The organism is Chelatococcus reniformis, assembly GCF_014640075.1.
GTDB lineage: Bacteria > Pseudomonadota > Alphaproteobacteria > Rhizobiales > Beijerinckiaceae > Camelimonas > Camelimonas reniformis.
The window spans coordinates 247,036-273,937 of sequence record NZ_BMGG01000003.1 but is presented as its reverse complement, the minus strand read 5'-3'; the positions used below and the strand labels follow the sequence as shown (position 1 = coordinate 273,937).

The following is a 26,902-nucleotide window of genomic DNA, read 5'->3' as shown; positions in this document are numbered from 1 at the left end:
AGAAGCTTGGGACAACGCGCGGAAAAACGGTGTAGAATCGCTTGGCAGGTCTCGCAGGCTGCCGCTATGGTCCGGCCACGGTCCGCTGTGCGGAGGGGAGGTTTCCATGCAAGGCATGATGCAGGATTGGCCGCTGCTGATTCACCGGGTCATCGACCACGCGGCGATCCAGCACGGCGCTCGCGAGGTCGTGACCCGCTCGATCGAGGGCCCGATTCACCGCACGACCTACGCCGAGATCCGCAATCGGGCGCTCAAGGTGGCGCAACGGCTGGCGCGGGAGGGTATCCGCCCCGGCGACCGGGTGGCGACTCTCGCCTGGAACACGGCCCGCCACCTCGAGACGTGGTACGGCATCACCGGCGCCGGCGCCGTCTACCACACGATCAATCCGCGGCTGTTCGAGGAGCAGATCGTCTATATCGCCAACCACGCCGAAGATAAGCTGCTGTTCGTCGATCTCACCTTCGTCGCGACGATCGAGAAGCTGCAGGATCGGCTGCCGACGATCACGCGCTTTATCGTGCTGACCGATGCCGCCCATATGCCGCAGACCCGGCTGCGCGGGGCGGTGGCGTACGAGGACTGGCTCGCCGAGGCCGACGGCGACTTCAGCTGGGTGGCTCTGGAGGAAACCGCGGCCGCCGGCATGTGCTACACCTCCGGCACCACCGGCAATCCGAAGGGCGTGGTCTATTCGCACCGCTCCAACGTGCTGCACGCCATGATGTGTGTCACCCCGGACGCCTTCAACCTCTCGGTCAACGACTGTGTGCTGCCGATCGTGCCGCTGTTCCATGCCAACAGCTGGTCGCTCGCCTTCTCCGGCCCCATGTCCGGAGCGAAGATGGTGATGCCCGGCATGAAACTCGACGGCGCCTCGGTCTATGAGCTGCTGGAAAGCGAACAGGTGACGGTGACCGCAGCCGTGCCCACGGTCTGGCTGATGCTTTTGCAGCACATGGAGAAGACCGGGCTGAGGCTCTCCTCGCTGAAGCATGTGCTGATCGGCGGCTCGGCCTGCCCGCGCGCCATGATCGACGCCTTCGAGAACCAGTATGGCGTGAGCGTTGCCCACGCGTGGGGCATGACCGAAATGAGCCCGGTCGGCAGCATCTCGTCGATCAAACCCGACTATGGGGCGCTCGCCCATGATGCCCTGCTCGACCTCAAGGCCAAGCAGGGCTCGGCGCCGTTCGGCGTCGAGATGAAGATCACCGACGATGCCGACAACCCGCTGCCCTGGGATGGCAAGACGTTCGGTCGCCTCAAAGTGCGCGGCATGGCCGTCGCGAGCGCCTACTTCCGTGGCGAGGGCGGCGAGATCCTCGATGCGGACGGCTTTTTCGACACCGGCGATGTGGCCACCATCGACCCCTACGGCGCCATGCAGATCACCGACCGGGCCAAGGACGTGATCAAGTCCGGCGGCGAATGGATTTCGTCGATCGATATCGAGAACCTCGCCGTCGGCCACCCGGACGTGGCGGAGGCGGCGGTGATCGGCATCTCTCACCCCAAGTGGGATGAGCGGCCGCTGCTGATCATCATCCCCAAGGAAGGGCGCTCGCCGACGCGCGCCGACATCCTGGATTTCATGCAGGGCAAGATCGCCAAGTGGTGGATGCCGGACGACGTCGTCTTCGTCGACGCGATCCCGCACACGGCCACCGGCAAGATCCAGAAGATGCAATTGCGCGAGCAGTTCGGTGCGTATCGTCTACCCGACGCAGCGGCCTGATGGCCCGCTGTTCGGCATCGGCCGTCGGTCGGGGCGCGCCTTGCAGCGTCTGACGGTCGTCGAGCCGTTCAGCGGCTTCGCCCTGTGGAGCCCGCGGCTCGCCTGGTTCGGGGGCGTGGTGACGGCGATCGGCGTGGCTCTGCTGCGCTTCGGCAAAGTGGAGACCAGCGCGGGCTTCGCCGTCATCGGGGCGGGCCTGTTCCTCGTGCTGGCGGCCATTGCGCTGGCCGTCGCCGCCTTCGTCGCGATCTGGGCCGAGGGGCAGCGCGGCGCCGGCAGCGCCGTCTGGGGCTTTGTGCTGGCCCTGCTCATCCTCGCCTGGCCGGCCATGCTGGGCATCAAGGCGGTCACCCTGCCGCAGCTCAACGATGTGACGACCGATATCGACAGCCCGCCGGAGTTCTCCCGGTCGCGCGTAGCGCTGGCCGCTCGCGGCGGCTTCATCCCGCCGGAACTGGCGCCGGAGCGGCGCGCCGCACAAGCAGCGGCCTATCCGCTTGTGGCGCCGCTCTACCTGGATGTGGCGCCGGGGCAAGCCTACGAGACCGTGCGCAGCGCCGCCGAAGGTCTGGGCTGGCAGATAGTCGAGGGCCAGAAGCCCGGCGGACGCATGGGGCAGGGGCGGCTGGAGGCGATTGCCCACACGCCGCTGCTGAACCTGCCGGAGGACGTGACCGTGCGCATCCGCGCCACGGCCGATGGCACCCGCATCGACGTGCGCTCGGTCTCACGCTTCGGCGCTCACGATCTGGGCACCAACGCCGACCGCGTCCAGACCTTCCTCGACGCCGTTTCCGAGGAGGTGGCGGAGGACGCTTCGTGAGCCGCTTCCGCGCGTCTTGGCTGAACGCTGAAGGCTGGCCGGCTTGACCCGGCCAGCCAACCACCATGGCGCTTATCCGGCTCACGTCGGACGGTAGTGGCTCCTCAGCGTTGGCAGGCCGTCGGTCGCCGCGACCTTGCCGCGCTCCACCAGATCCTCCAGGTGGGCGTACACCGACAGGCCGGCCGCCGGGATCAGCGCCGGATCCAGGCCGTCGTAGAGCTTGGGCACGATCTCGTCGATGCTCGTGTCGCCGGCCTCCAACCGCGCCAGGATCGCCGCCTCGCGCTGGCGGCGATGGCCTGTCAGCGCGCGCACGAAGCGTTGAGGGTCGCGCACCGGGCCGCCGTGGCCGGGCCAATAGACAGCATCGTCGCGTGCCCTGAGCTTGTCCAGGGACGCCATGTAGTCGGCCATGGCGCCGTCCGGCGGAGCGACGATGGTGGTCGACCAGCCCATGACGTGGTCGGCCGAGAACAGCGCCTGCTCCTGCGGCAGGGCGAAGGCCAGGTGGTTGGCCGTGTGGCCCGGCGTCGCCACCGCGACCAGCGACCAGCCCGGGCCGTCGATGCGATCTCCGTCGGCCAGCTCGAGGTCGGGCCGGTAGTCCATATCGCCGCTGGCGTCGAGGCGCGTCACCTCCTCTCCCGAGAGGGGGCGGGCGGGCCGATGCGGGCCGCAGCCGGCGAGCACCGCGCCGGTGGCGGCGACGAGCGCTTTGGCGCCCGGGGAATGATCGCGGTGGGTGTGGCTGATGACCACGTGGGTCACGCGCTCGCCGGCGACCGCTGCGAGCAGCGCCGCGGTATGGCCGGCATCCTCGGGCCCGGGATCGATGATCGCGACCTCGCCCCGCCCGACGATGTAGGTGTTGGTGCCACGGAAGGTGAACGGTCCCTCGTTGGGCGCCAGCACCCGACGAACGAGCGGCGTCAGTTCGGCGACCGCGCCGGGCGGGGTCTCGAATTCGCGATTGAAGGGAATCTCGTCTGCCATCAGCGTCTCCTTGCCGGCGACCTTGGCATAGAAGCAAGCCGCGGTCATGGGTGCCAAAGCATCGTCCAGCGCCTGCGGCGGAGGCGATTTTTCTCCTGGCGTGCCGGTCACACGACCGGTACGCCGCCGGGGTGCTTGGCTTTCTCCTCGGGCTCCACGTGGATCGAGACCACCACGTCCTCAATGCCCGCGCGCAGCGCGTCTTCGATGCGGTCGCACACGGCGTGGGATTCCGAAACGGTCATCGTGCCGGGCACGACCAGGTGGAAGTCGATGAAGGTGACGCGTCCGGCGTGCCGCGTGCGCAGGTCATGCGCTTCGAGCGCTCCTTCGGCGTGGGATGAGATCAGCGCACGCACGCGCTCCAGGGTGTCGGACGGCGCCGCCTCGTCCATCAGCCCGCCGACGGATTCCTGCACCAGCTTCCAGCCCGCCCACAGGATATTGACGGCGACCAGGGCGGCGAAGATCGCATCGAGCTGGAGCCACCCGGTGAGCGGCACCAGGGCGACGCCGACGACAACGCCGGCCGAGGTGATGACATCGGTCCACAGGTGCCGCGCATCGGCCAGCAACGCCGGCGAGCGCCAGCGCCTGCCCCAGCGGAACAGCACCGCGCACCACACGGCGTTGATCACGCTGGCGCCGGCGTTGATGGCCAGGCCGATGAACGGGGCGTCGAGCGGCCTGGGCGCCAGGAACCCGACGTAGGCTTCGCGCAGGATCGTCAGGGCGGCGACCACGATGAGCACGCCCTCGAGCACTGCCGAGAGATACTCCGCCTTGTGGTGGCCGTAGGGATGGTTGGCATCCGGCGGAATGGCACTGAGGCGCACGGCGAAGAATGCCGCGATCGCCGTTGCCACGTTAATGATGCTCTCGATCGCGTCGGAATAGAGCGCGATGCTGCCCGAGACGTGGAACGCCAGGTACTTCAGCGCGAAGACGACGATGCCGACGGCGATGCTGCCGATGGCCAGCTTGAGAGTTCCCGACATGACGTCACTCGATCACGATCGCACGGGGGCGGCGCTGCCCGTGCGCGCCGACGATGATCCGGCTCAATACTGAAGCCCGTGCTGCCGGGCGCTGGGTATAGCCATCCGGCGCAGGGGAGCAATGCTTTTGTTTGCTAGTGAAAACTATTCGCAATACGGGCCGCGGATCCATCTGCCGCTCGAGCCGGAACGCGCTGGCTTAATCCACCAGCGCCCGGCAGCTTGGCGCGTGGGTAATCGCGCAATCCATGAGCGCCGCCGAATCTTTCGCCCGCTTGATCAGCACTGCGGCCAGAACGATCAACCCGATGACGAACACGATGCCGATCAGGCCTCGGAAGCCCGGATCCGGCGGCAGGTCCGAGGGCTCTTCGTGCGGGGGCGGCGAGCGGCCCACGGGTGGCGAGTGATGCGGTTGCTCCGTCATGGACGCATCATACAGGGCGAGAGATGCGGTAGGTCACGCCGAGGGGATAGCGGTTGTGCATGACAGGCATGAGATGGCGCCGCCGATCCGGCCGGAAAACTAGGCGCGCGATGCATTTGGGCTGCGCCGGGTAAGGGGCGGGGCGGCCGATCTGCTCGCCATGTGCGCCGGCGCACGTCCAAATTCCGCAGATCGGGTACATATATGCGTCACCAAGGGAAATCGAGACCCCTTGAGACCTTGGAGACTGGGCCCTGCGCACGCCCCCCGCGCAGGGCCCTTTTCATGTCGCCGGTTCGCTCGTGGCGCACGCCACGCACGAGCCTCTGCTCGACAGGCATGCGGCCGCCAGCGAGCCGCCTCAAGGGCCAAGGCGCCCTGCGGGCCAGCCGCCACGAGCGCGATGCGGCCCGGCGCGGACGATCCCCTTTGCCGCGCAGGCTCAGGCGCCGGGCTTCTTCCGGGCCGCTCGGGCCTTGGCCGTCGTAGCTGGAGCCTTGGTCGCCGGCGCCTTACTCGCCGGCGCCTTCTTGGCGGCGACGGGTGCCTTTTTCGCCGCTGCGGCAGGCGCCTTCTTCGCTGCTGCCGCTGCTGCTGGCTTGGTCGCGGCTGGGGCTGGCTTCGCCGCTGTGGCAGCCGGTTGCTGCTCCGCGGCTTTGGCCTGCTGCTTGGCGGCGAGACCGATGGCGCCGTCGATGGCGGCGCGCAATTCCTGCAGCGCATGGGCATTGCATTTGAGATAGGCGACGGCACCGACGACGTTCGGGATGGTGCCATTGCTGAGCGGGATCGGGCGCCCGGCCACCAGGCCGAAGGTAAAGGTGCCGTGGGAGCTGCCGACGGCGCTGACCCCGTCGAACGCTATGATCGGCGCATGCTCCGCACCTGAAATCAGGTTCACGGCACGGGCTGGACTGGTTTCAACTTCAGACATCAGCACACTCCTTGGCTGGCGGCGACAATAGGCCGACGATAATCACCGCGACAAGCCACGGGTTTACGAAAGGTTAACCGAACCGCCCCGTGTGGCATCGCCGCACGCGTCCGCACTATTGGTCGCGATCAGGCTACCGCGCCGCTCGCAGGAAAGCCTTCAGCATGAGCCGGGCGTCGTGCTTGCGCGCCGCCCGCCAGCTCGTCGTCGACAGGTCCTCGTCGAAGATGAACGACAGGGTGTGCATGTTGGACAGGTGGAACTGGCACAGGGCGAGCATCAGGACATAGATGCGTAGAGGATCCAGATTCTCGGCCAGACGTCCTTGCGTGCAGCCGCTCTCGATTAGACGTGCGATCATCGTCAGAACCGGAGACGACATCTCGCGGATCCTCGGCGATGTTCTCATGAAGCGCGCCTTGAGCACGTTCTCGTTGCGGAACAGGCTGACGAGGGCCTGGTTCGATTCGAAGTGGTCGTTCATGAAATCAAAGAGCTGCAGCAGCCCTTCGAGGGGATCGGCGTGGTCGACATCGAGCTTGAGCTCATGGCGGCGCAGGTCGGCCAGCGCATCCTCGAGCACGGCGACGTAGATCTCCCGCTTGCTGCCGAAATGGTGGTAGAGCATGCGCGAGTTGGCACCCGCCTTGGCCACGATGCGATCGACGCGGGCACCTGCGAAGCCGTGCTGGGCGAACTCCGCCTTCGCCGACGCGAGCAGCCGCTCGCGCGTCGGCACCGCCTCTCGTCCGCGCTTGGCCCGCAGCCGCGGCGGTGGGGGGGCGTCGCCCCGATCGCTCGGTGCGGCCATCTCAGCTGTCTGCCGCATGATGCTCCTTGGCAATTCGCGCCGCCGCCGCCAGCAGCGCTCCGTCGGCTCCGCAAGGCCCGATCAGCGAGCGGCCGTGGGTGGGGCGGATGGCGAACAGTCCGCAGAAGGCGGCCGGCACCCGCACCGAGCCTCCGGTGTCCGTTCCGAGGGCGAAGTCCACCACGGCGCCGGCGACGGCGGCCGCCGATCCGCTCGACGAGCCCCCCGGCAGCCGGCCGGGCGCGCGGATATTGAGCGGCGTACCGTAATGCGCGTTGGCCCCCTCCAGGCTGAAGCCGAACTCGTCGGTGAGGCTCTTGCCGCGAAGCCGCGCGCCCGCCAAGAGCAACTGCTCGACCACTGGTGCCGAGCGGGCGGCGGGCGCCTGCGTTGCTGCCCAGTCCGGATTGCCGCCACCGGTCACGGTGCCTGCCACGTCGATCAAGTCCTTGACCGCGAATGTCAGCCCGTCGAGAGGGCCCGACCCCGTCGGACGCAACGCGACGCGGGGCCCCGCCACGAAGGCTCCGAGATCGGCGGCTGCCGCGACCGGCGCGCCGACGTGGCGCGCGCGCTCCGCGCTCCGCTCGATCCCGAACGACATGTCGACCTCGTCTGCCCGACCACTCATGGCGATCCCGCCCGCTGCATCGACACGACGACAGCAAGTCCCTTGCCATGGGTCCTTTCCACAGGTCGCGCACGATGCGGCCCGCTCTCTGCCGCTCCTTGCGGCAATCGGCGGAGCACTGTGCCCAGTAAATAAACACTTACTTTTCAGGTCGGCATCATGGCGCTGATATCGTTCAACTATTCATCGACCTTCGTATTGGCATGTCGCGTGCTACGGCGGCCGCGTGCCGGCGGCGCTGCTGCCGGTCCGCTCGACCACACTGCGCTTGCGAGGACCGTTCATGCATCTCACCCGCCGCAATCTCCTGGCGACAGCCGCCAGCCTGGCCGCCGTCGCTCTGGCCTCCCCGGGTTTGGCCGCAGATCCGATCAAGATCGGCATCCTCATCCCCGGCTCGAAATCCGACAAGGGCTGGATGGAGTCCGGCTACGACGGGCTCGTGGCCGCGCAGAAGGCCAACGGCGACAAGATCAAGGTGCAGGTGATCGAGAACATCAACTATGCCGACATGGAGCAGGCGCTGACCCAGCTCGCCAGCGCCAACCAGCTGGTGATCGGTGTCGGCGGCCAGACGCAAGCGGCGGTGTTCAAGATCGCCAAACGCTTTCCCAAGACCAAATTCTCCATCGTCGGCGGCAACGCGGGCGACAGCTTGCCCAATGTCGCGGGCTACGACGTCAAGCAGGCGGAGATCGCCTTCGTCGCCGGCGCCGCCGCGGCGATGCTGTCGAAGACGGGGGCGGTCAGCTACGTCGGCGGCATGGAGATCCCCTCAATCGTCAATGCCGGCAAGGAATTCGGCAAGGGTGCGAAGTACATAAATCCGGATATCAAGTACTTCGAGAACTATACGGGTGACTTCGACAACGTCGCCAAATCCAAGGAAGCGACGCTGGCGGCCATCGCTCAGGGAGCCGACGTGCACTATCACATCCTCAACCTGGGTCTGCGCGGCATGGAACAGGCGGCCAAGGAGAAGGGCACACACATCATCGGCAGCTACACCAACTATTGCGGCACCGATCCGCTGTACACCGCCTATTCGATCACCGGCGTCGGCTTCCAGGTGCGCTACGCCATCGACCAGATAGTCGCTGGCACCTGGGCCGCCGGCTACAAGCCGTTCGGCCTCAAGATGGGCCCCGAGGCATCCGACATCGTCGTCTGCTCCGGCACGCCGGAGATGAAGGCCAAGCTCGACGCCATCAAGGCCGACATTCTCGCGGGCCGGATCAAGGTGCTGGAAGGGTGAGCGCCATAGCGGCAGCGCACGATCAAGCCGTTGCGTCTGGACACCCCGGCGTGCTGGCCCTGCGCGGCGTGGGCAAGCGCTTCGGTGCCTTCGCGGCGCTGACCGACGTGGATCTCGAGATCAGGGGCGGGGAGGTGCATTGCCTGCTGGGCGAGAACGGGGCCGGCAAGTCCACCCTCTGCAACCTGCTCTTCGGCATCCACGTGCCGGATGCCGGCGAGATCAGGCTCGACGGCGCGGCCTACGTGCCGAGGGGGCCGCGCGACGCGCTCGCTGCCGGCGTCGCCATGGTGCACCAGCACTTCAGCCTGATCGACGACATGAGCGTGGTCGACAATCTGCTGCTGGGCCAGGCGCGCGGCATGGTGAATCGCAAGGCCTACGCCGCCCGGCTCGGTGAACTCGCCGACCGCTACGGCCTGGCGCTCGCACCCTTCGCCCGCGTCGGCGACATCTCCATCGGCGAGCGCCAGCGGGTCGAGATCGTCAAATGCCTCATGCGCGAGCCGCGCGTGCTCATCCTCGACGAGCCGACGGCCGTGCTGCTGCCGGACGAGATCAGGAGCCTGCTCGCGGTGGTCCGCCGCGTGGCGGCGCAGGGCTGCGCCGTTATCCTCGTCACCCACAAGCTGGCCGAGATCCGCACGGTCGCCGACCGTGTCTCGGTGCTGCGCCAAGGCCGCATCGCAGCCACCTCGGACGCGCCGGCCGACGACATCGGTGCCCTGGTCCGCGCCATGATCCAGCGGCCGATGGAGGGGCTCGACCCGGCCATGATGGTCACGCTCGGCATGGCCCAGGACGCCGCGCCGCGCGCGCCTGCGCCGCACCGGCGCGCGACTCTGCCGCCGCGGGACATGCTGCAGCTCGACGGCATCACCGTGCGGGACGCCGACGGCGCGATCCGCCTCGACACGCTGACCGTGACGGTCAGGCCGGGCGAGATCGTCGGCATCGCGGGCGTCGAAGGCAACGGCCAGAGCGAGCTCGGGGCCGTGCTGGCAGGGCTCGCGGTGCCGGACGAGGGGCGCGTGGTGGTCGACGGCGCCGATCTGACGGGGCGCCGGCCTCAGGCCTTCACGGCCGCCGGCGTCGGCATCGTCCCCGAGGACCGGCACCTCGTGGGCGCCATCGTCGACATGAGCCTCACCGAGAACTTGTTTCTCGACCGGGCCCGCGTGCCGACCCGCTTCGGCCTGCTGCGACGGGGCGAGATGCGCAAGACCGCGCTCGCCATGATGGCGCAGTTCGACGTCCGTGCCGCGGGCCCGGACGTGGCATTCGGCAGCCTGTCCGGTGGCAACCAGCAGAAGGCGGTGCTCGGCCGCGAGCTCACCACGCCCGGCCTCAAGGTGCTGCTCGCGGCCCAGCCGACGCGCGGCCTCGACGTCGGAGCGGTGGAGGCGGTCTACGGTCTCATTCGCGACGCCTGCGCGCGCGGCGTCGCGGTGCTGCTCATCTCCTCGGAGCTCGACGAGATCATCGCCGTCGCCGATCGCGTGCTGGTCCTCTACCGCGGGCGCATCGTCGGCGAGCGACCGGCCGATCCGGCGGAGCGCGAGCGCATCGGCGCGCTGATGGCAGGGCAATCGACATGACGACCGAGGCGACGTCCACTCCCGCCCGCGCACCGTCGTGGCGACCGCACGCCGTTGCCGTGCCGCAGGGGCTTCTCGTCCCGGTCGCCGCCGTGCTGGGCGCCTTCGCCTGCGGCGCATTGCTGGTCGTCGCCACCGGCTTGCCTCTCGGCCAGGCGGCGAGCGCTTTCGTCGACGGCGCCTTCGGTTCGGCCTACGCCATCTCGGCCTCGCTCAACCGGTCGGTGGTCTATGCCCTGGTCGGCCTGGGATTCATCTTCGCCAACCGCGCCAACCTGACCAACGTGGGCGGGGAGGGCCAGATCGCCGTGGGCGGTATCGCCGCGACCGCGGTGGCGCTGGCCCCGGGCGTCGGGCAGCTGCCGTTCGGCCTCGCCTTCATCGTGCCGATGCTGGCGGCGACGCTCGCCGGCGCCTTCTGGGGCGGCATTGCCGGCGTGCTGAAGGCGCGGGTCGGCACCAACGAGGTGATCAGCACGCTGCTCCTCTCGTTCATCGCCACATGGCTCGTCTATTGGTGCGTGCAGTCGCGACAGCTGCTGCGCCAGCCGATGACGTCCGCGGCCACGCTGCCGGAATCGCCGGCCATCCCGGAGGCGGCGCAACTGCCGCTGCTGACCGGCGACTATGCATCGCCCGTCACCATCGGCCTGCCGATCGCCGTCGGGCTCGCCATCCTCGTCGCCGTGGTGCTCGGCCGCTCTCGCCTCGGTTTCCAGCTCAAGGCCGTCGGCCTCAACCCGGTCGCGGCGATGCGTGCCGGCTTCTCCACGCAACAGACGGTGGTGCTGGCTTTCCTGGTCGCCGGTGGCTTCGGCGGTCTTGCCGGCGCCGTGATGCTGCTCGGCGACCAGTATTCGCTCAAGGCCGGCTTTTCGTCGGGCTACGGCTACGACGGTCTGGTGGTCGGCCTTCTGGCGCGCGGTTCGGTGAGCGGCGTCATGGCGGCGTCCCTGCTGTTCGGCTTCCTGCGTTCGGCCGGCATCACCATGGAAATGAGCGCCGGCGTGCCCACCGCGCTCGTCGTAGTGATCCAGGGCCTGATCGTCGTCGCCGTGGCGGGCGCCGCCTTCTGGCTCGACCGCAAGCAACCGGCGAGGGGCTGACCATGACGACCGAGATGCTGGCCGTCTTCCTGGGCTCGTCGATCCGGCTCGCCATGCCGCTGCTGCTCGCGGCTATCGGCGAACTGGTGAGCGAGCGCGCCGGCGTACTGAACATGAGCCTCGAGGGCATGATGTTGACGGGCGCCTTTGCCGGCGCCGTCGCCGCCTGGGCGACCGGCAGCCCGGTGCTGGGCCTCGTCGCTGCCGTTGCCGCGGTGGTGCCGGTGGCGCTGCTCCAGGCCTTTCTCACCAATACGCTGAGGGCCAACCAGATCGTCTCGGGCCTGGGGCTCAACATCCTGATCCTGGGTGCCACGACGCTCGGATATCGCGAGATCTTCGGCGCCCGCTCGCGCGAGGCCATCCCGGGCTTCGACAAATGGAGCCCGCCCGGCCTCGGCGACATCCCGGTGTTCGGCGAGGCGGTGTTCACCCAGGTCTGGCTCGTCTATGCGGCGCCTCTGATCGTCATCGCCGTTGCAATGATGCTGCGCACCACGGCGCTCGGCATCGCGCTGCGGGCGGCGGGCGAGAGCCCGCGCGTGCTCGACCGCGCCGGCCTCTCGGCGGTGCGGCTGCGCTACGGCGTGGTGATCTTCACGGGCATCATGGCGGCACTGGGCGGCGCCTTCCTGGCGATCGGCGATATCCACACCTTCACTGAAGGCATGACCAACGGCGCAGGATACCTCGCCATCGCCGCCGTGATCTTCGGCAAGTGGGACATCGTGCGCACCGCCATCGCCTGCCTTCTGTTCGGCGCCGCGACCGCGCTGCAGTTCCAATTGCCGGCGATGGGCATCGAGGTGCCGAGCGCCCTGCTGATCATGTCGCCGTATCTCCTGGCGTTTCTGTCGGTCGCCGGCCTCGTCGGCCGTCAGACGGCCCCGCGGGCGCTGGCGGTGCCTTACTGGCGCTGAACGGAACAGCCGGCGGACCAGCCTGCCACGGCATCCTGAACGCTCCGTGTCCTGGAGACACAACGCGTTTCGGCGAGGGCGGCATCGGGCCTCTTCAGAGGGGGCGCACCGTATTGCCCTTCATCAAGATCGGGCCGGTGGGTCGGCCGGTCGGCGAGCCGCCCGCAGGCTCCAGGGTTATTTCGAAGAGCTGGTCGGCATCTGGCGCCGGCAGTCCCCGCACGGCCAGATCGATGCTCCTCATGCCGTCGATGAGGCCGACGGACACCGGGCCCCTGGCCCTGTCCCACAGCGTCCAGACCTGCAGGGCGCGGCCGGCCGGTACCGCTACATCGGCGAGAGGCACGAGCTCGGCCCGGCCGTCGCGATACGCATTGACCAGGGCGGCAGGGCGAGTGCCGGTGTCGGATATCAGCACCGCAACCAGGCTCGGCGTGCCGGTGCGCTCCCGCGTGGGCGCCACCAGGGCAATCGCCATGAGGATGGCAGCCGCCGTCGTCGACAGGCCGAGTCCCCGCCAAACGCTCAGGCTGTCCCAGAGCCGGGCAAGACCTCGGCCCAGATCACGAACGGGCCGGGTTCCCACGCCTGCGCCACCGGTCCGCGCGGTCGCCGCGCTCGCAGGCGCCGGCTGCTCCCTGGGGAGCGCTTCGATGCCCGATCGAATGCGCGCCCACAGCTCGTCCGCTCCGGCCTCGGGCTGTGCGGTCTGGTCGATCTCGGCAAGCCACCTTCGCCACACGTCGACGCGGGCCGCGAACACTCCGTCCGTGGCCATCAGATGCTCGCACCGCGCGGTGGCTTCGGCATCGAGGACGCCGAGCACGTATTCTGCGGCGACGTGGTCGATCTCCTCCGGATCTCGATCGCGGCCGGGGGTGCCGTTTCCGTTCTGATCTTGGCTCATGCCATGCAGTCCCGTAGCGCGACGATGCTCCGCCTGATCCAGGATTTGATGGTTCCGAGCGGGACCCCCAGTCGTCCGGCAAGCTCGCCGTGGCTCAGGCCTCGTGCGTAGGCGAGCACGATGACATCGCGGCGCGCCGGCTCGAGCCGGTCGAGGCAGCGGCGCAGCGCCCCGGCGTCGGAAAGAGCCGAGACGATGGCCTCGGCATTAGGACCCTCGGAGGTCAGGCCCATGGGCTCGAAGTCGTCGATTAGGTCCGTGCGCGCCTCGCCGCGCAGCACGTCGAGGGCGCGATGACGCAGGATCGCGTACATCCAGGTTACCGCTTCCCCGCGTTCCGGATCGAAGCTGGCGGCCTTCTGCCAGATCCGCAGAAACGTATCGTGCACGACCTCCTCGGCCAGATCACGGCGGCGCAGCAGCCGCAACGCCACGCCCAGCATCTGCGGCGCCATGAGATCGTAGATGTGGCGCAAGGCAGCTTCGTCGCCGCCCGCGCATCGCTCGAGCGCTTGCGCCAGCCTGGTGCGATCCGAAGCCGAATGGGCGGATTGGGCAATCGTTCGCATCGATCCTCGTCCGTTGAGGGCTGCGCACAATACGCATCGCAACCGGCGGCGGATGCGGCGCAGGAAAAATTTTTCGGCTGCCGCATCCAACCGCCCGGCCCGTGGGTAACCGCTTCGTCCAGCCGACTGGGTCGGCCTCGAAGGGAGACGGTCATGAAGAGTGCGATGATGGTTATCAGCCTCGCCGGCGTGCTTGCGGCGGGCGGTGCGTCCGCCCAGAGCGTTGCGGCACTCGTCGGCGACGACACGATCGTGGTGCTCGACGCCAAGGCGATGACAGCGGCCAAGCCAATGAAGGTGTCGGGCATCGACGGACAGATCGTGGGCATCGACGTGCGGCCCGCCGACGGCATGCTCTACGGACTGCTCTCCGATGGCACCATCGTGACCATCGATACCACCTCCGGCAAGGCTGCGCGCAAGTCCAAGCTCGACACGATGCTGCCCAGCGCGACCATGGCGACGGTGGACTTCAACCCCGCCGCCGACCGGCTGCGGGTGATCGGCAGCGATGGCACCAATCTGCGCGCCAACGTCGACGACGGTAAAGTCACGACCGACGGCAAGCTGAAGTTTGCCGAGGCCGACATGCACAAAGGCGCGACGCCCAAAATCGTTGCCGGGGCCTACACCAACTCGGTCAAGGGTGCGAAGGAGACTGTCCTCTTCGACATCGACGCGGGCACTGGGACGCTCGTCAAGCAGGCCCCCCCGAACGACGGCATCTTGAATGCGGTCGGCAAGCTCGGCGTCGACGGCAAGTCCTTCGCTTTCGATATCGTCTCGGCAGAGGGCGCCAATGCGGGCTGGCTGCTGGTCGACGACGGCCTCTACAAGGTCGACCTGACGACCGGCAAAGCGACCTCGATCGGCAAGCTGAAGGGGCTTTCAGGTTCCGTGCGGGACATCGCGGCTCTGCCGGGCACCTAAGGCGTGAATTCAAAGAATGGATCGGAGTTTGACAAGACCATGCTCAACTAAAATTTGGACCGAGATGACGATTCAGGCAAAACCTTTCCGATCCAAGTCAATTTGATTTCATCAGGCGGGGCCACGCGTGTGCGTGGCCCCCGCGCCGCGGGAGCGACCACGACGCGGCTCTGGCGATTGCCGACGACGGCGGTTGGCCCGGCGCGTCGGGCTGATAAGCTGACGGCCGGCGAAACCCCAGGGGGCCCAAGATGCTCGACCGCCTGTTCGTGCCGCTCGTCTTCATCGCAGCTATCGGCACCGGCGTCGTCGGCGGCGTCTTCTATGCCTTTTCTACCTTCGTCATGACCGCGCTCGGCCGGCTCCCTCCGGTTCAAGGTGCGGCGGCGATGAAGACGATCAACATCACAGTGATCAACCCGCTGTTCATGACGGCGTTCTTCGGAACGGCGCTGATCTGCCTCGCCCTTGCGGCTGCTTCGTTCGCTTGGCCGAGCGTGACCACCGCCCGGCTGGTCCTGGCAGCTGCGCTGCTGTACCTGGTCGGTTGCATCGGCGTCACCGTACTGGCCAACGTGCCGCTCAACGACCGGCTCGCAGCTGTGGCGCAGGCCGAGGAGGCCGCCGTCTGGGCACGCTACCTCGATGTGTGGACGCTGTGGAACCACGTGCGCACGGCGGCCTCGATCCTTGCGGGCGCGCTCTTCATCATGGCGCTGACGGTCTAGAGCTTCGAGCCATGTTGCCTATCGCATCTGCGACGTGACGGCCAGGAACACCCAAGCACTCGAAGCCCGAGCGATCCGCGCCGCGCTTCCGTGAATGACAACTCGGGAAGTACGCGCCGACAGCGCTGGCAGGTACACTTGGCAGGTACACTTGGGCAGGCGGTAGCCCTGCGCCGGGACCATCCGGAGCGCCTATCGGCGGCGGTTGGCGCGGTAGCAATCCTCCTCATAGAAGGCGAAGCCGTAGGCCTCTATCCAGCCGCGTGCGGTGTCGGACGGCGTCGCGAGGCGCATGAAGCTCAGCGCCGACATGATCTCCGCGATCTCGGCGTCGGCGATTGCCGCCGTGCCCGCCGCCGGCTGGCAACGGACCACGCCGATGATCCGCTCGTGCTCGCCGTCGAAGATGGCGGCGGCGACCCGCTCGGCGGTCGCGGACGCCAGTGCCGTCTCGGGCACGAAGTCGCCGTCCGCATGGGCGAGAAGGACGAGATAGAAATCGCGGTCCGTCGCGGAGGACAGCGCACGGCGCGGCACCGGAGCAGGATCGGGCGTGCGGATGGATGCCATGCGCATGGAGTTCTCCGGCGACGGTGTGGCCACCGCTCGTCAGATCAATTTTTCTCATAATGCGAAAAATGACAATCACATAATATTCTGATTATGAGAAATAGGGCAGGGGCGCCAGGTCGCCTCAGGCCTCGTACTTGCCGACGATGCGCAAGGCCTTGCTCCATACGCGTCGGGCGAGGGCGAATTCGCTTTGAGGATTGTACTGCTTGACCAACCAGTCGACCGGCGTCGCCTTGACAAGTTGCTTCACCGTCGCCTTGAACTCGCCGAGCACCGTTTCGGCCACGAAAATGTGCTTCTTGTTGGTAAGTGGTGGGAGGCGCGGGTTGATGATCACCATGTCGCCCGGTTCGTAGACCGGCGACATGCTCTCACCGGTGACCAGCACGGCGAAGCCGTCGCGCACGTCGCCCATGTACCAGGGACGCGGCACGTGGTCGATCGGATCGGTCGAGACCACCATCTCCCCGGGCCCGCCCTCGACCGCCGCGTAGACCGGCAGGTCGCGGGGGCCGAACGGCGGCGACGGCGGGCGGATCGGGCCCGTCGGCGCGGGGCTCGGCCCGGCGACGTGCTGGGCATCTACTGCCAGGGGTGACGGCACCTCCAGGTACTCGGCGATGTAAGGGATTTCCGACGCCTTGAGCTGCCGGGCGCCCTTCAGCAGCGCGGTCACGGCGGAGGGTTGCCAGTTCATGTGGGCGGCCAGGCCCGACCGGGTCTTACCCTCCTTGTCGAGCCCGCGGCGAATCCAATCGACAGACATACCTATATATTTCTGTAAATCAGAACAAAATGCAATAGCAAAAATGCGAAATCTATCTTGACCTGATTTTCAGGTTAGCTGAATGTTAACCGCATGGAACCGGCACGCAGCATCATCAAGCGCCTGGGCGGAGAGGCCGCCGTCGCCGCGGTCACCGGCACGGCCTATACCGCGCCTTACCGCTGGCAGTATGCCAAGGCCAAGGGTGGCACCGGCGGCGTGATCCCGCAGCGCCATCACCGACGCCTGCTGAGCTTCGCCGCCAAGGTCGGCGTGGCGCTGCAGCCGGAGGATTTTCTGCCGCCGGCCGAGGTGGCGGCGTCGGGTGCGATCCTCCAGCCGCAGCCGGAGGCCCTGTGATGGCCGCCGCCCGCCGCTTGCCGCGCCGTCAACCAACCCTGTGGGTGGCTGCCCGCGCGGCGCGCCTTCGGGCGCTGGCGGGAGCCGATTCGGGCGGGGATCGCGGAGCCCGGGTGGGCACCGGCAATGGGCTCAAGATCAAGATGCGCAAACGCTCCGACCGGCTGGGCCGGCGCTGTCCCGACGTGTGGCCTCGGTGCCGGGTTTCTCGATCGAAATGGGGCCTCGATCGCGTTCCGATGGGGTGGAGCTATCCGATCGAAGAGAAGCCCTCCCGATGAAATAACGATAAAGTATTTATATACGATCGGGTGGTTTTCAATCCGATTTGACCGGAAAAGAAGCTCATCATCAAGTGAAAAGTCTCAGATTAAAAGACGTTGAGCAGGTCGGGATCATTGGAAATACCCATCCAATGGCGAAATGCTCCGGCCCGGCAACCCAAACATGCATAGGAGCAAGGACATGGCATCCGAGACCGACTCGGCCGGCGACGCCACCGCGTCACCCGCACTTATCGACCACGTGGCCAAGGCGCTGCTCGACCATGATCGGCGCTTCGTCAATCCGTTGCGCTCCTGGGCGGACATCCACCGCCGGACGGAGTACCGCGACCGCGCCGCGGTGGCGCTCGAGGCCGCGGCCGCCTGGCGTACGGGCGAGCCGTCGACCGCCTGCGGGCAGAGCCGATGAGCGCAAAACGGGACAGCGACGGCCGCTACACCGGCATTCATCGCGGCAGCGTGCCGGGTGAGTTGCCCAAGGCGGGCCAGCGCCGCTTCAACGTGCACATCGTGCACGGCATCGTCGCCGACCCCAACGCAGCCCGTCCGGGTGGCAAGCAGCGCGTCGCCATCAACGCACGCACCGACGCCCTGGAGACAGAGTATGCCCACAAGCGCATCGACGATGCGGCCTACGCGGCGGGCCTGCGCTACCAGCGGGCGCTGGAGCGCACCGGCATCCACGCGCTCGGCAGCGCCTGGGCGATGGAGGGGAGCCGCAGCGATCCGGCCGACCGGCGCGATGCGCGCATCGTGCACGGGCTGGAGGTGGCGCAGGCCGCGGTCAAGTTGCTCGATGCCACCCGGCCGGTGGTGGGCATGCTGGGCGAACGCGTGCTGGTCATGGTTCTGGGCGAGCGCCTCACCCTCGGGGATGCTGCCTATCGGCTCAGCGGCGGCCGACGCGACAAACACGTCACCGACCGCTACGCATGGATGTTCCGCCAGGCGCTGGAACTCCTGGCTGAGCATTGGGTTGCCGTTGGGCGCCCCGGCAAGCGAGGGTAGGGGGCCTGGCGGGCCGACACCGGGGACACGGCTTCACCAATGGCCAGCGCGATCGGCGATGGCGCGGAGGCCGATGCAAGCTATGCGGAGTTGAAATGGAAGCCCTTATGTCCACGTCGCCAAACGATCGGTTCGCGGAGAAGGGCCTCAACGCGTGCCGTGGCATCGCGATGGGGCTCTCCATCGAGATCATCGCGGCGAGCGTCATCGTCGTCGCAGCCCGCCTGCTGACGTGACCAACTGCGCGGCCGCGCCGGTCGACAAGGGATGGTCTGCCGTGCTGCCTGTGAGGCGCCGGCCGCCGCGCGTCCTGGTGCCGGTCACCTTCGCAGTTTTTCGGCGGCCGCCTTCAGCTTCTCGGGATTATTGCCCAATCTTTGCAGGAGCCTCAGAGCCTTATCCTTCGAGATCCCGTGCACCCTGGCGAAGTGGTGTGCTCCCATGGCGGCTGCGCCACGATCCGCAGCGGCCTGCGGCGTCTTGTTCTCGGGCATAGTATCCCCCGCGCCGGACGCCAGCCTGCTCCCGGCTTCCCCTAGGACATCCGGCTCAAGCGATCAGCTCAGCATGGCTTCGACCGGTGCACAAGGCCTGCGCGCGCATCCCTCGCTGTGGGAGCGAGCAGGCCAGTGTCCACGGCTCGCTTACCGTCGCCGCACCTCGATGCCGCTCGCCCCAAGCCAATCCGTGATTTGCTCCGGCGTTTCCTTGACGTGGAATTGCCGTTGCTGCGCCTTCGTGCCGTCGGAGAACCCGAAGCTCAGTCGGGTCAAAAGCCCGGCAGCTTGAAAATGCGTGACGCAATCCATGTTGACGGTCACGGATTCGTCAGATGTGTTGGTCAGCTGAAGCCAGACCATTGTTTTCTCCCCGCCCCATGTTCTTATCGTATGATTCAGGAACAGGAGCGTGAGACGTCGGCTCTACAGCGTCAAGATGGTTGCAATCGCGGCGGGCGCCGTGCCGGAGGGCCGCTGTCCCATCTGCGTCCTCAGCGCCGGGCGCGTTGCGCGCCGCCGGTCCGGCCGGGAGGACGATCCGGAACGATGCGACGACGGGCCGGGGCTGGCGCTATTGGATCCCGCGCCGGCTGAAGCGGAAGAGGAGCCACCTCGATGTCTGCCGTAGGATCGCACATGCGCCGTGTCGTCGTGACCGGGATCGGGGTCGCCAGTCCGCTCGGGATCGGCGCGGAGATGGCCTGGTCACGGCTGCTCGCCGGCCGCTCCGGCATCCGGCGGCTTGCCGATGCCATGGTGGCCGAGTTGCCGGCCAAGGTTGCCGGTACGGTGCCTGATGCGGAGGCGGACCCGGAGGCCGGCCTGGATGTGGAGCGCTTCATCTCCGCCAAGGACTTGCGCAAGATGGATCGGTTCATCGGGCTTGCCCTCGCAGCCGCGGATGAGGCCGTCACGCAATCGGGGTGGGCACCGCGGACCCAGCGCGATCAGGAGCGGAGTGCGACCGTGATCGCATCGGGGATGGGCGGCTTTCCAGCGATTACCGAGGCGGTGCGCACGGCCGACACCCGGGGCGTGCGGCGGCTGTCGCCGTTTACCGTGCCGTCGTTCCTGGTCAACCTGGCCGCCGGTCAGGTCTCGATCCGCCACGGCTTCAAAGGCCCGATCGGTGCGCCGTTCACGGCTTGCGCCGCCGGCGTCCAGGCCATCGGCGACGCCGCGCGGCTGATTCGTTCCGGCGAGGCCGATGTAGCCGTCTGCGGCGGCAGCGAGGCCTGCATCAACAGCTTGAGCCTCGGCGCCTTCGCCGCGGCGCGGGCCCTCTCCACCGCCTTCAACGACACGCCCGAGCGCGCCTCGCGTCCCTTCGACGCCGAGCGGGACGGCTTCGTCATGGGCGAGGGCGCCGGCATCCTGGTGATCGAGGCGCTGGATCACGCGCGCGCCCGCGGCGCCCAGCCCCTGGCCGAGGTCGTCGGCTATGGGACGACGGCGGACGCCCATCACATGACAGCCGGACCCCAGGACGGCGCCGGCGCCCGCCGCGCTATGGGGATCGCGCTCGATCAGGCCGGGCTTACTCCGCGCGACGTGCAGCATCTGAACGCCCACGCCACCTCCACGCCCGCCGGCGATCGGGGCGAGATCGAGGCGATCAAGGCGGTGTTCGGGACCCAGGGCGGCATCGCCGTCAGTGCCACCAAGTCCGCCACGGGTCACCTGCTCGGCGCCGCGGGCGGGCTGGAGGCGATCTTCACGCTGCTGGCGCTGCGCGATCAGATCGCGCCGCCGACGCTCAACTTGCGCCGCCCCGACGCGGCGGCTGACGGCGTCGATCTGGTCGGCCCGGCCGCCCGGCCCATGGCCATGGAGCATGCCATCTCCAATGGCTTCGGCTTTGGCGGCGTGAATGCGAGCATCGTCCTGCGACGTTGGAGCTAGAGCCCCTTCGCCATCGGATGGGATCATCCAGTGGCACAGGCATGCTCATCATTCTTAGAATCTGGAGCGTTGGGTGATATCACCCAGCAAGACGCGCTGGGAACGCTTGCCGATCGGGTGGCAGCCGAGCGGGGCGGCATGGGCGTCGCCGCGTCGCCGGCTGTAGCGTCCTTGATGCGGTTCGCTATTCCGGCATAAGGACAGTGTTGAGCAACGCAACGTGATACGGCGGCATGAATCGTCCAGTAGTTGAGCAGCCAACGCCCCAGCCGCCGCCTGGCGCAAATCCGGCACCCTGGATCCGGACCACCGCGGCAGCTGGCATGAAGGCGCTGGAGCAGGGCGATCTCGCCGCTGCCGCCGCCTGCTTCTCAGCGGTATTGGCGCTCGATCCGGTCGCTCCGCGCGCCCTCTATGGCAACGCGGAACTGGCCCGCCGTCGAGGCGATTCCCGCGAGGCCTTCTCGCTGGCCATCGCGGCCCTGTCCGGAGACCCGACGCACGTTGGCCTGCACCAGCTGGCGCGCGCCCTGGTCAAGGAACTGGGCGGGGAGACCGGCTCGTCGGAGGCGGCGCGGGCGCTGTTGCTCAAGCATCCGTCGGTCGCCAACGTGGCGCGCCTCTACTGCATCCACGCGCGCCAGAACGGCGGCGCGGAGGTCATGTACGACGGCCTCCTGGCCGCCATGGGCGCGGCGCCCGATGACGACGCGTTGCGCTTGCTCGCTGCCCAGGAGCTGATCCGCGCCGGGCTGCCACGGGCGGCCAAGGGCGTGGTAGGCCCGCTGCTGGCGGCGCGGCCGGACGATCGGGCGGCCCTCATCGCCGCCGGCGATGCCGCGCTGGCGCTCAAGGACGACGAGGGTACGGTGGCCTACCTCGGCCCCGCGCTCGCGGACGAATCCGGGCCGGCCGACAACCGGCGGCGGATCATGCTGGCGGCCGCCTTGAAGCGCCTCGACCGCCTCGACGCCGCCGAGGCGGCTCTGGCCCCCGTCCTCGCCCAAGCCGACGCGCCGGCGTTGGCGCATGAGCAGGCCGGCCATCTCGCCCGGGCGCGTGGAGATACGGCGGCGGCGATCGGGCACTTCGAAGCGGCGGTCGGGGCTGAGCCCGCTTCGGTGCGGCTGCGCATGCTGTTGATGCGGGGGTTGCGGGATGTGGGCCGCCGGGCCGAGGCGGCCGCGGTCGTCGATGCGATCCTGGCCGACGATCCGAACGTGGCCGACGCTCATTTGCAGCGCGGCGAGTTCGCGTTGGCGTCAAAGAATTACGAGCGGGCGCGCGAGGCCTTCGAGTGTGCCAGCCGGCTGGCGCCGGCCGATGCGCGCCCGTGGCAGCGGTTGGCGCACCTCGCCGGGTTGACGGCCGGGGCCCACGCAGCACTCGAGATCATGGCCCGAGGCATCGCGCAGGCGCGAGGGCCGGAGTTGCTGCTGGCCCAGTCGGACCTGCAATTCCGCCGGGGCCTCGATGCCGAGGCCGAGACGTCACTGCGCGCCGCCGAGTCGATCGAGCCGGATGCTGCGGCCGTTCGCATCATGCGCATCAAGCGCGCCATTGCGACAGGCGAACACGAACGGGCCAGGATCATGACGGCGGCGTTGCCGGCCGACAGTCAGCGCCAGCGCACGGTCCGTCACGATTTGGAGGGCGTTCTGGCAGAGGCCCAATGGCGCTTCGATCCCGCGGCGGCGGCTTATGCCGCCGCGGCCGCGTGCGACGCCCGTTCGTCGTCGCTCCAGGAGAGCCTCGGCCGCTGCGTGCTGATGGGGCTGGACCCACGCCGGGCGCGCAGGCACTTCGCCAGCGCGCGGGATCTGAACCGTGTCACCATCCTCGGCCGCGGAGGTTCGCTCAATCCGTCCCAGAGCCGCTACGGAGCCCTCGTCAACGACGCCTGGTGCGACGGGGAGGCGCTGGCCATGGCGCAGCAGGCGGCAGGAGCCGAGGACATCGGGCCCCTTCTCGACGCTGTCCGCAGCCTGCCGCACTACACGCTCGCCGCCATCGCCCTGCTGATCAGGTTGCGTCACGCCGGCCGGCTCAACCCCAAGCCGGACACCGAGCGCGAAGGGGAGGCGAACCGACGCATTCCGCGGTTGATCCACCAATACTGGGACACGCGGCTGGTACCGGACGACGTCGTCGACCTCATGGGGTCGTGGGCGGCGCTCAACCCGGCCTGGCACTACCGCAGGCTCGATAGGAACGAGGCGCAAGAATACCTGCGCGCGCACTTCCCCCCGAATGCCGCCCGCGCCTTCCGGCGGCTGCGCGTTGCGGCGCAGCAGGCCGACCTCGTCCGCCTGGGCGTCCTGCTGCGCGAAGGCGGCGTCTACGCCGACGCCGACGACCGTTGCCTGGCCGATCTCTCCCAGCTCACGGCCCGCGCGTCGCTGGTGCTCCGCCAGGAGCATCTGGGCAGCTTGGCCAACAACTTCATCGCGACAGCACCCGGCCATCCGGTCGTGGCGGCGGCTTTCGAGCTGGCGGTGGAATCGATCCTGCGGGGCGACGCCGACTCGATCTGGCTGTCGACCGGGCCCGGGCTCATGTCGCGCGCCGTGGCCACCTATCTCGCCGCCGAGCGGGAGCGGCTCGACGAGATTGGCCGCGATCTCCTGGTGCTGACTCCCTGGCAGATGCGCCGCTTTACCGCGCCGGCCTGCCAAGCCTCGTACAAGGCCTCTGCGAAGAGCTGGCTGAACCAGGAGTTCAACGCCCGAGCCTCGTGAACCAGAGAGCGGCGCCCGCGAGCCGGTCGTAGAGCATCTTCCGATCCGGTGGGGTCATCTGATCGGACAGACATGCTGCTGATCGGACAGAAATTCTGCAAATTATTGAAACTATCGCCTTTCTTTTTGCGCGTGAGTGATTTCACCCAAGTGCAGGGTGCTTTGGTATCCATCGGGCGTCATGGGCCATCTATTGTGAAGTCGGGCAGATTACACAAATGTGATGGCCGCCGCGACTCGGCCAAACCTGAGAAATCTCAAAGCTGTAGGATGCGGGGCGTTGTATCGGATGGTCCTCAACTTCGCGGGCTCCTCCTATCTGTTGAGTAGCGCCGACCTCGTTCTGTGCTAGGCAGCCGCGGGGCAGGGGTTCGGGGCACGGGCGCGCCATGGCGGCTGCAAAGTATTTTCTGATCGTCGATGGAGTGAACGGCGGCTCGTCCGTCAAGGGCTACGAGGGGGCGTTCGAGATCAGCGCCTACGACCTCGACATCGCGCACCTGGTCAACCTCGCCGGCGGCGGCGGCTCGACGGCCACGCTGCCCGCGTTCGATCCCCTGGCCCTGACCCTGCCGCTCGGCAGTGGACTGACGGATCTGCTGGCCGCGGTCGCTGCGAGTCGGCACATCAGAAGCGTCAAGATCGAAGGCGTCACCGACAGCGCCGATCCGCAGACGGTGTTCGAACTCAAGCTCGGCGATGTCACCATCAGCCAGCTGAGTGAGGTGAGCGGTGCCGACGACCAACTCGACTTCAGCTATAACCAGATCAGCGTCACCACATGGGCGCAGGAGCCGGAGGGTGCGCTCCGCCCGCCGTCGACGTTCAGCTACGACCTCGTCACCCACCAGACCGAGACGAACATTCCCGAGCCTGTGGCACCGGCCGCGGCGGGGTCGGTGCCACAGGCGACGAAATTCTTCCTGCTGATCGACGGGGTCAACGGCGGCTCGCTCGATAAGGATCATCAGGGCTGGTTCGAGATCTCGAGCTACGACCTCGACATCGCCGGGATCCTGGCGCAGACGGGAAGCGACGGCAGGGCGGTGTTCGATCCCCTCGACGTCACGCTGCGGCTCGACGGGGGGCTGACAAGCCTGCTGAGCAAGCTGGCCGGAGGCCAGCACGTCCGCAGCATCAAGCTCGACGGTGTCGCAGGCGGCGCGAGCCCGCAGACGGTATTCTCCCTCAAGCTCGGCGACGTCGTCATCACGCACGCCGGCGCAGTGGAGGGGGGCGATGATCAACTGACGCTGTTCTACAGCCAGATCAGCGTCACCACCTCGCCACAGCAGGCCAACGGCGCGCCCGGCGTCCCCGCGACCTTCAGCTAGGACCTGGCGACGAACCGGCCTGGCCCGTCGATCCCGGATCCGACACCCGCTCCGGGGCCGGCCGCCGCGGGCGCGACGACATACTACATGCTCATCGACGGGTTGGACGGCGGCTCGACAGCCGCCGGGCACGAGGGCTGGTTCGAGATCAGCGGTTACGATCTCGATCTGACGCGGCTCGCCAGCCTGGCGGGTAGCGGGACGGTGGCCGGCAGGGTCACCTTCGATCCGCTGGATGTGACTCTGCCCCTGGGCGATGGGCTGACCGCGCTGCTTACCAAGCTCGCCGCGGGCCAGCTGATCAGGAGCATCAAGATCGACGGGGTCACCGACGGCCCCCGCCCGCAGACCGTGTTCCAGCTCAAGCTCGGCGACGTCGCGCTCACGCATGTCGGCGAAGGCCACGGCGAGGACGACCAGCTGAGCTTCTTTTATGGTCAGATCAGCGTCACGACCTGGCCGCAACTCGCGACCGGCGCCCTCGGGACGCCCTCGACCTTCAGTTACGACGTGCTGCGGGACCGGCCAGAAGTGAGCATTTCCGACGCGCAGGTCGGCAGCGTGACAGGCACTGTCCTCGTTCCCGCGACCTATTATCTGCTCGTCGACGGCGTGAATGGCGGATCGACGGACTCGGGGCACGAGGGTTGGTTCGAGATCAGCGGCTACGATCTCGACATCGGACGCCTCATCGATCTCGCGCACCCCGGCTTGCAGAGGCCGCAGTTCGATCCGCTGGACGTGACTTTGCAACACGGCCAGGGGCTGACGGCGCTGCTCAACAAGGTCGCCACCGGCCAGCTGATCGAGAGCATCAAGATCGAAGGGGTCACGGGAGGCAGCAACCCGCAGCGGGTGTTTCAACTCAAGCTCGGCAATGTAGCGCTCACCCACGTCGGAGACGGGAGCGGCGCGGCCGATCAGCTGAGCTTCGTCTACGGCCAGATCAACGTCACGACCTGGCCGACGCTGCCGACGGGCGCGCTCGGTGCGCCCGCCACCTTCAGCTATGACGTGCTTCGCGGCCAGGTCGGTGTGACGGTCCCGGATCCCCAGGTCGCGCCGGGCAGCGGCGCGGTGCCGACGCCGGTCACCTATTACTTGCTCATCGACGGTGTGAACGGCGGCGCGACCGCCAGGGGGCACGAGGGCTGGTTCGAGATCAGCGGCTATGATCTCGACATCGAGCACCTCGTCAGCCTGATTGCGGGTGGCGGGGGAGCGGCGGAAAAGCCTGAATTCGATCCATTGGGCGTGACCCTCGCCCTGGGCAGTGGGCTGACCGACCTGTTGGCCAAGGTGGCCACGGGCCAGCTGATCAGGAGCATCAAGATCGACGGTGTCACCGCCGGCGAGCGTCCGCAGACGGTGTTCTCCCTCAAGCTCGGCGACGTCACGGTCAGCCAGCTGAGCGATGCAGCCGGCCCGAACGATCAGCTCAGCTTCAGCTACGGTCAGATCAGCGTCACCACTTGGCCGCAACAGCCCAATGGTGCCGTCGGCGCGCCCACGACCTTCAGCTATGACGTTGCCAGGAACCAGCCGAATGCCAGCATTCCCGAGCCACGCGCCGCACCCACATCGGGCGCGGTGTCCGCGGCGCCCCATATTTTCCTGCGGATCGACGACGTGGATGGCGGCTCGACCGAGGCGCGCCACGAGGGCTGGTTCGAGATCGACGGCTATGAACTCGACATCGCCGGGATCCTCACGGCGCCGGTCGGGCCGACTTTGATCCACTGGTCGTCACCCTGCCGCTCGGCGCAGGGCTGACGGCCCTCCTCGGCAAGGTGACCACGGGCCAGCTGATCGAGAGCATCAAGATTGAGGGCGTCACCGACGGCGAGCGTCCGCGCACCGTCTTCGAGCTCACTCTCAAGGACGTCGCTGTGACCCACGTCGGCGACGGGAGTGGTGCGCAAGATCAGCTCAGCTTCGCTACGGCAAGATCCTCGTGGTGGCCCACACGCTGCTGTCCAACGGAGCGCCCGGCCCCGCCCAGGAATTCGGCTTCGACCTCGTGACCAACGAGATCATACCGGTCTGTTTCCTGGCGGGGACGT

28 protein-coding genes are annotated in these 26,902 nt (G+C 67.9%); 17 read left to right on the top strand and 11 right to left on the bottom strand.

Features of this window, described 5'->3' with window-relative positions; genetic code table 11:
- Window positions 1-106 precede the first annotated feature (106 nt).
- Together IEW34_RS09415 and IEW34_RS09410 are read left to right on the top strand one after the other, a co-directional pair.
- Window positions 107-1,741 (top strand): long-chain-fatty-acid--CoA ligase, encoded by a 1,635-nt coding sequence (locus tag IEW34_RS09415; RefSeq protein ID WP_188608910.1) that lies wholly within the window; start codon window positions 107-109, stop codon window positions 1,739-1,741.
- Window positions 1,710-2,564, top strand: coding sequence for a DUF1499 domain-containing protein (locus IEW34_RS09410; protein ID WP_244641891.1), 855 nt, complete (start codon window positions 1,710-1,712; stop codon window positions 2,562-2,564). The genes IEW34_RS09415 and IEW34_RS09410 overlap by 32 nt, the downstream gene beginning before the upstream one ends.
- Before the next feature lie 81 nt (window positions 2,565-2,645).
- Here IEW34_RS09410 and IEW34_RS09405 read toward each other — a convergent pair whose 3' ends face one another.
- From IEW34_RS09405 to IEW34_RS09380, 6 genes are all read right to left on the bottom strand, one after another.
- Window positions 2,646-3,560: an MBL fold metallo-hydrolase gene (locus IEW34_RS09405; protein WP_188609236.1), complete on the bottom strand. Its 915-nt coding sequence runs from the start codon at window positions 3,558-3,560 to the stop codon at window positions 2,646-2,648.
- Between the two features lie 107 nt (window positions 3,561-3,667).
- The gene (locus tag IEW34_RS09400) at window positions 3,668-4,558 is read right to left on the bottom strand and encodes a cation diffusion facilitator family transporter (RefSeq protein ID WP_188608909.1); all 891 of its coding nucleotides are present in this window, start codon (window positions 4,556-4,558) and stop codon (window positions 3,668-3,670) included.
- A 199-nt stretch (window positions 4,559-4,757) separates the two neighbouring features.
- Window positions 4,758-4,985, bottom strand: a complete 228-nt coding sequence (locus IEW34_RS09395; RefSeq protein WP_188608908.1) for a hypothetical protein — start codon at window positions 4,983-4,985, stop codon at window positions 4,758-4,760.
- Window positions 4,986-5,427: 442 nt separating this feature from the next.
- The gene (locus IEW34_RS09390; RefSeq protein ID WP_188608907.1) at window positions 5,428-5,919 is read right to left on the bottom strand and encodes a hypothetical protein; all 492 of its coding nucleotides are present in this window, start codon (window positions 5,917-5,919) and stop codon (window positions 5,428-5,430) included.
- 133 nt (window positions 5,920-6,052) lie between these two features.
- A complete protein-coding gene (locus IEW34_RS09385; protein WP_188608906.1) occupies window positions 6,053-6,748 on the bottom strand; it encodes a TetR/AcrR family transcriptional regulator in 696 nt (231 codons plus the stop codon).
- The gene (locus IEW34_RS09380) at window positions 6,732-7,361 is read right to left on the bottom strand and encodes an amidase family protein (RefSeq protein ID WP_188608905.1); all 630 of its coding nucleotides are present in this window, start codon (window positions 7,359-7,361) and stop codon (window positions 6,732-6,734) included. The genes IEW34_RS09385 and IEW34_RS09380 overlap by 17 nt, the downstream gene beginning before the upstream one ends.
- 283 nt (window positions 7,362-7,644) lie before the next feature.
- Here IEW34_RS09380 and IEW34_RS09375 point away from each other — a divergent pair, with 283 nt between their 5' ends.
- The 4 genes from IEW34_RS09375 to IEW34_RS09360 are packed head-to-tail and all read left to right on the top strand — an operon-like array spanning window position 7,645 to window position 12,240.
- Window positions 7,645-8,616 carry a BMP family protein gene (locus tag IEW34_RS09375; RefSeq protein ID WP_188608904.1) on the top strand — a complete coding sequence of 324 codons (972 nt, stop codon included), beginning with the start codon at window positions 7,645-7,647 and terminating at the stop codon, window positions 8,614-8,616.
- A complete protein-coding gene (locus IEW34_RS09370; RefSeq protein ID WP_244641890.1) occupies window positions 8,613-10,214 on the top strand; it encodes an ABC transporter ATP-binding protein in 1,602 nt (533 codons plus the stop codon). Before IEW34_RS09375 ends, IEW34_RS09370 begins: the two co-directional genes overlap by 4 nt.
- Complete coding sequence (locus IEW34_RS09365) at window positions 10,211-11,320, top strand: ABC transporter permease (protein ID WP_188608903.1); 1,110 nt, start codon at window positions 10,211-10,213, stop codon at window positions 11,318-11,320. The genes IEW34_RS09370 and IEW34_RS09365 overlap by 4 nt, the downstream gene beginning before the upstream one ends.
- A gap of 2 nt (window positions 11,321-11,322) precedes the next feature.
- Window positions 11,323-12,240 carry an ABC transporter permease gene (locus tag IEW34_RS09360; RefSeq protein ID WP_188608902.1) on the top strand — a complete coding sequence of 306 codons (918 nt, stop codon included), beginning with the start codon at window positions 11,323-11,325 and terminating at the stop codon, window positions 12,238-12,240.
- A 94-nt stretch (window positions 12,241-12,334) separates the two neighbouring features.
- Here IEW34_RS09360 and IEW34_RS09355 read toward each other — a convergent pair whose 3' ends face one another.
- Window positions 12,335-13,147, bottom strand: a complete 813-nt coding sequence (locus IEW34_RS09355; RefSeq protein WP_188608901.1) for an anti-sigma factor — start codon at window positions 13,145-13,147, stop codon at window positions 12,335-12,337.
- Window positions 13,144-13,602 (bottom strand): sigma-70 family RNA polymerase sigma factor, encoded by a 459-nt coding sequence (locus tag IEW34_RS09350; RefSeq protein WP_244641889.1) that lies wholly within the window; start codon window positions 13,600-13,602, stop codon window positions 13,144-13,146. Before IEW34_RS09350 ends, IEW34_RS09355 begins: the two co-directional genes overlap by 4 nt.
- Before the next feature lie 12 nt (window positions 13,603-13,614).
- Between IEW34_RS09350 and IEW34_RS09345 the strand changes: the two genes are divergently transcribed.
- Window positions 13,615-14,646 (top strand): DUF4394 domain-containing protein, encoded by a 1,032-nt coding sequence (locus tag IEW34_RS09345; RefSeq protein WP_244641888.1) that lies wholly within the window; start codon window positions 13,615-13,617, stop codon window positions 14,644-14,646.
- Window positions 14,647-14,897: 251 nt separating this feature from the next.
- Window positions 14,898-15,374 (top strand): anthrone oxygenase family protein, encoded by a 477-nt coding sequence (locus IEW34_RS09340; protein WP_188608899.1) that lies wholly within the window; start codon window positions 14,898-14,900, stop codon window positions 15,372-15,374.
- A 192-nt stretch (window positions 15,375-15,566) separates the two neighbouring features.
- Here IEW34_RS09340 and IEW34_RS09335 read toward each other — a convergent pair whose 3' ends face one another.
- Window positions 15,567-15,950, bottom strand: a complete 384-nt coding sequence (locus tag IEW34_RS09335) for a hypothetical protein (RefSeq protein WP_188608898.1) — start codon at window positions 15,948-15,950, stop codon at window positions 15,567-15,569.
- Between the two features lie 118 nt (window positions 15,951-16,068).
- On the bottom strand, window positions 16,069-16,713 hold the full coding sequence (locus IEW34_RS09330) for a LexA family transcriptional regulator (RefSeq protein ID WP_188608897.1): 645 nt from the start codon (window positions 16,711-16,713) through the stop codon (window positions 16,069-16,071).
- A gap of 93 nt (window positions 16,714-16,806) precedes the next feature.
- On the opposite strand from IEW34_RS09330, the gene IEW34_RS09325 reads away from it, so the two are divergent.
- From IEW34_RS09325 to IEW34_RS30905, 4 genes are all read left to right on the top strand, one after another.
- Window positions 16,807-17,073: a hypothetical protein gene (locus IEW34_RS09325; protein WP_188608896.1), complete on the top strand. Its 267-nt coding sequence runs from the start codon at window positions 16,807-16,809 to the stop codon at window positions 17,071-17,073.
- A 465-nt stretch (window positions 17,074-17,538) separates the two neighbouring features.
- Window positions 17,539-17,766: a hypothetical protein gene (locus tag IEW34_RS09320; protein ID WP_188608895.1), complete on the top strand. Its 228-nt coding sequence runs from the start codon at window positions 17,539-17,541 to the stop codon at window positions 17,764-17,766.
- On the top strand, window positions 17,763-18,365 hold the full coding sequence (locus tag IEW34_RS09315) for a hypothetical protein (RefSeq protein WP_188608894.1): 603 nt from the start codon (window positions 17,763-17,765) through the stop codon (window positions 18,363-18,365). Before IEW34_RS09320 ends, IEW34_RS09315 begins: the two co-directional genes overlap by 4 nt.
- 107 nt (window positions 18,366-18,472) lie before the next feature.
- Window positions 18,473-18,601 carry a hypothetical protein gene (locus IEW34_RS30905; RefSeq protein ID WP_280516271.1) on the top strand — a complete coding sequence of 43 codons (129 nt, stop codon included), beginning with the start codon at window positions 18,473-18,475 and terminating at the stop codon, window positions 18,599-18,601.
- A gap of 408 nt (window positions 18,602-19,009) precedes the next feature.
- On the opposite strand, the gene IEW34_RS09310 is transcribed toward IEW34_RS30905, so the two are convergent.
- On the bottom strand, window positions 19,010-19,225 hold the full coding sequence (locus IEW34_RS09310) for a hypothetical protein (RefSeq protein WP_188608893.1): 216 nt from the start codon (window positions 19,223-19,225) through the stop codon (window positions 19,010-19,012).
- A gap of 276 nt (window positions 19,226-19,501) precedes the next feature.
- Between IEW34_RS09310 and fabF the strand changes: the two genes are divergently transcribed.
- The 5 genes from fabF to IEW34_RS31095 all read left to right on the top strand — a co-directional run bounded on the left by fabF (window position 19,502) and on the right by IEW34_RS31095 (window position 26,863).
- Window positions 19,502-20,767: a beta-ketoacyl-ACP synthase II gene (fabF, locus tag IEW34_RS09305; protein WP_188609233.1), complete on the top strand. Its 1,266-nt coding sequence runs from the start codon at window positions 19,502-19,504 to the stop codon at window positions 20,765-20,767.
- 323 nt (window positions 20,768-21,090) lie between these two features.
- Window positions 21,091-23,505, top strand: coding sequence for a tetratricopeptide repeat protein (locus IEW34_RS09300; RefSeq protein WP_188608892.1), 2,415 nt, complete (start codon window positions 21,091-21,093; stop codon window positions 23,503-23,505).
- Between the two features lie 389 nt (window positions 23,506-23,894).
- The gene (locus tag IEW34_RS09295; protein ID WP_188608891.1) at window positions 23,895-24,839 is read left to right on the top strand and encodes a type VI secretion system tube protein Hcp; all 945 of its coding nucleotides are present in this window, start codon (window positions 23,895-23,897) and stop codon (window positions 24,837-24,839) included.
- An 87-nt stretch (window positions 24,840-24,926) separates the two neighbouring features.
- Entirely contained in the window at window positions 24,927-26,612 is a 1,686-nt protein-coding gene (locus IEW34_RS09290) for a type VI secretion system tube protein Hcp (RefSeq protein ID WP_188608890.1), read from the top strand.
- The gene (locus IEW34_RS31095) at window positions 26,579-26,863 is read left to right on the top strand and encodes a hypothetical protein (RefSeq protein WP_188609232.1); all 285 of its coding nucleotides are present in this window, start codon (window positions 26,579-26,581) and stop codon (window positions 26,861-26,863) included. Before IEW34_RS09290 ends, IEW34_RS31095 begins: the two co-directional genes overlap by 34 nt.
- Window positions 26,864-26,902: the final 39 nt, after the last annotated feature.